This is a genomic window from Mesorhizobium sp. M0119, assembly GCF_040322615.1.
Taxonomy (GTDB): Bacteria; Pseudomonadota; Alphaproteobacteria; order Rhizobiales; family Rhizobiaceae; genus Mesorhizobium.
On record NZ_JAMYTU010000093.1, the window covers coordinates 1 to 2,719 of the forward strand.

The window sequence follows — 2,719 nt, forward strand, 5'->3', positions numbered from 1 at the left end:
CCGCCGGACCCCCGGCGGTCGCCCCGGGGCGGCCCCCCCCCGCCCCGGCGGCGCGGCCCCCACCTCTCCCCCATTTTGGGGGGGCGAGGAACCCGGGTCTTGTGAGGCTTCGGCGATTGGCATTTCCTCGCCCCACAAAGTGGGGAGAGGTGGTTTGCGGAGCAAACCGGAGAGGGGTCTTGCTTGGCAACGCTGCGCCTTTCGCGATGCGCAAATGGCGCACCCCCTTCCACCCATCCCGCCGCCATGCCATGTTTCCCCCTTGCGGCCGGGCAGGCCGTTTCATTCCGGGGGGAATCACCATGCAGTCTTACGCTTTCGCACGCCGCGCTGCTGCGGCGCTCTTCCTTGCCGCGCTGTTTGCACCCGTCGCGCATGCCGGCGATGTCACTTTCGAGATCAAGAACAGCCATCCCAACGCCATGCGCGTCGAGCTCTACAGCCAGGAGCGCGACCATGTCTGGCCGGGCAACAATCAGGATTATTACCTCAATGACGGCGAGACCAAGTCGATCCCGCTGTCCTGCAATGACGGCGAATCGATCTGCTACGGCGCCTGGGTCGACGGTGACGAGAATACCTATTGGGGTGTCGGCCCCGGCAACACGGAAAAATGCGACGATTGCTGCTACACCTGCAGCGGCGGCGAGACCGAGGAAATCGATCTGGTTCCGTGAGTTGGCAGATCTCCCCCCTTGAGGGGGAGATGGCCGGCAGGCCAGAGGGGGTCGGTACGTCCTGATGCGACGTCCCATCGCGGACAGAAGATGCCGGCGCTCCACGCGCAACGACCTCCTCTGTCGCCTTCGGCGACATCTCCCCCTCGAGGGGGGAGAGCGCCGTCCCGCCAATATCGGCCGGCAACACCGGAATTCAAAGCCGAAACAAAAACCCGCCTCGGGGGGCGGGTCCTTGGAGCCAATTGGCACCATACGCAGATTAGTAGCATAGCTGCCGGCACAAAGCAAGAACAAAATGTGGCGCGGCGGCAAAGAAATGCGAATTCCCTTCCCTGCCGCGCTTTGCCCCCGATTCTCGAGAGGCTGCCTTGACGCCGTCCGGGCCACCGCCATAGCGTGAGGCATCAGCAAGGAGATGCATCGATGGCCGGCACGGTCGAAGGCGAAAAAATCGATATCGGCTTTTCCGGGCGCCGTTGCATCCATTCGCGCAACTGCGTGCTTGGCGATCCGCATGTTTTCGTGCCCAATGCGCCCGGTCAGTGGATCCACCCCCAGGCGGCCAGCGTCGAGAAGATCGTGGCCCTCGCCGAAGCCTGTCCGTCCGGCGCCATCACCTATGTCCGCAAGGATGGCGGGCCGCAGGAACAGCCGCCTGTGGTCAACACGGTGCGCATCCGGGAAAACGGCCCGCTGGCGCTGCATGCCGAGATCGTGCTTGGCGGCGAAACGTTTTATCGCGCCACGCTCTGCCGCTGCGGCGCTTCGGAAAACAAGCCGTTCTGCGACGGCAGCCACGCCAAGGCGGGCTTCACCGCCACCGGCGAGCCGCCGCTGAAGGATACGCCGGCGCTGGAAGTGCGAGATGGCCCGCTCACCGTCACGCCGACGACCAACGGCCCGCTCAAGCTTGAGGGCAATCTCGAAATCGTCACCGGCACAGGCCACACGGTCGACCGCACCCAACGCGCCTTCCTCTGCCGCTGCGGCCATTCCGCCAACAAGCCGTTCTGCGATGGCAGCCACAAGCGCGTGGGGTTTGTGGGGTAGGCGGCCCAGCGCTCGCCGCCAATCTTGGCCTTCGACAATTGCGCCCGGTTGATGTTAGATCTTTGCTACCGGTGCGTGCATGTGCCGGAGTGGCGGTTCGTCGGGCTTGGGGACTTCAAATTGCGCAAATATGTCTTGCTGTTTCTCAGCCTTTGTATCGATTACGTCTGGGTAAATGCCGCCGTCGTCCTGGCCGACCAGCTGTTTCCCGGCATTGCCGAGACCGTTCTTGGCCAGCCGGCGTCATGGGCGGCACGGCAGGTCCTTTCGCTGATCCTGTTCAGCCTTGTACGGGTGGCAAACGTCTCGGTGGGCGAATGGCTGCTGTCCTATGCGCAGACGGAGCAGCCGGCTGGCCAGCGACAATGGGCCAATCTGTTGCTTGGCACGCTTGGTGTCCTGTCCGGGATTTGGTACCTGCTGCGCCTCACCGGACCAGACGACGGCACGCCGTTCCTTTTCATGGTGGAGGACACGCCGCTGAAGACCGCAGCCGTTGCGCTTTACAGCGCCGTATACAGTTGGTGTGGCGTGATGCTGTTGCGGTTCGAGCCCAAGGCGAAGCTCTGCAATGCCCTGCTGTTCGCCTCGGTCCTGCCATTGACCGCGATAAACCTGATCTTCTCCCGCGACGCTCTGGTTGCCTCGATGGTGGCGCGCGCCGCCAGCCAGGGCCGCTCGTTCCCGGTGGAAAAGGCGGAGGTCTATGCCCGACTGTCGATCTACTACGCCATCCTGCTTGTCGCGGTGATGCTGACGATCTTGTATTTCTGCCGCGAACGGCCCACCGCTTCTGTCGGCAGGCCGCTCGAAGGCTCGCCGGGGGCGTAGCCCTATTCGGCCAACAAGCCTTTTTTGTGGGGTAGGCGGCCAAGCTGCGAATCTCCCCCCCTCGAGGGCAGGGGAATCGCATATGGCGATTTTGGGGTTGAGTTTAGGCTGAGAAAGGATTCTTTGGAGAGGCAGTTGAGCGAAGGAGCGACTGCCAT

General features: G+C 63.5%; 3 protein-coding genes. All 3 read left to right on the forward strand.

The annotated features are described in order from the left end of the window. Positions 1–302: 302 nt before the first annotated feature. The 3 genes from NKJ40_RS31630 (at position 303) to NKJ40_RS31640 (ending at position 2,561) form a co-directional block, all read left to right on the forward strand. Positions 303–677: a hypothetical protein gene (locus NKJ40_RS31630; protein ID WP_352469365.1), complete on the forward strand. Its 375-nt coding sequence runs from the start codon at positions 303–305 to the stop codon at positions 675–677. A 426-nt stretch (positions 678–1,103) separates the two neighbouring features. After that, the gene (locus tag NKJ40_RS31635) at positions 1,104–1,730 is read left to right on the forward strand and encodes a CDGSH iron-sulfur domain-containing protein (RefSeq protein WP_352469366.1); all 627 of its coding nucleotides are present in this window, start codon (positions 1,104–1,106) and stop codon (positions 1,728–1,730) included. 120 nt (positions 1,731–1,850) lie between these two features. Beyond that, a complete protein-coding gene (locus NKJ40_RS31640) occupies positions 1,851–2,561 on the forward strand; it encodes a hypothetical protein (RefSeq protein WP_352469367.1) in 711 nt (236 codons plus the stop codon). Positions 2,562–2,719 lie beyond the last annotated feature (158 nt).

Excerpts from the sequence above, each read along its gene's own strand:
- NKJ40_RS31630 (WP_352469365.1), top strand. The coding sequence starts at position 303 with ATGCAGTCTTACGCTTTCGCACGCCGCGCTGCTGCGGCGCTCTTCCTT.
- NKJ40_RS31635 (WP_352469366.1), top strand. The coding sequence starts at position 1,104 with ATGGCCGGCACGGTCGAAGGCGAAAAAATCGATATCGGCTTTTCCGGG.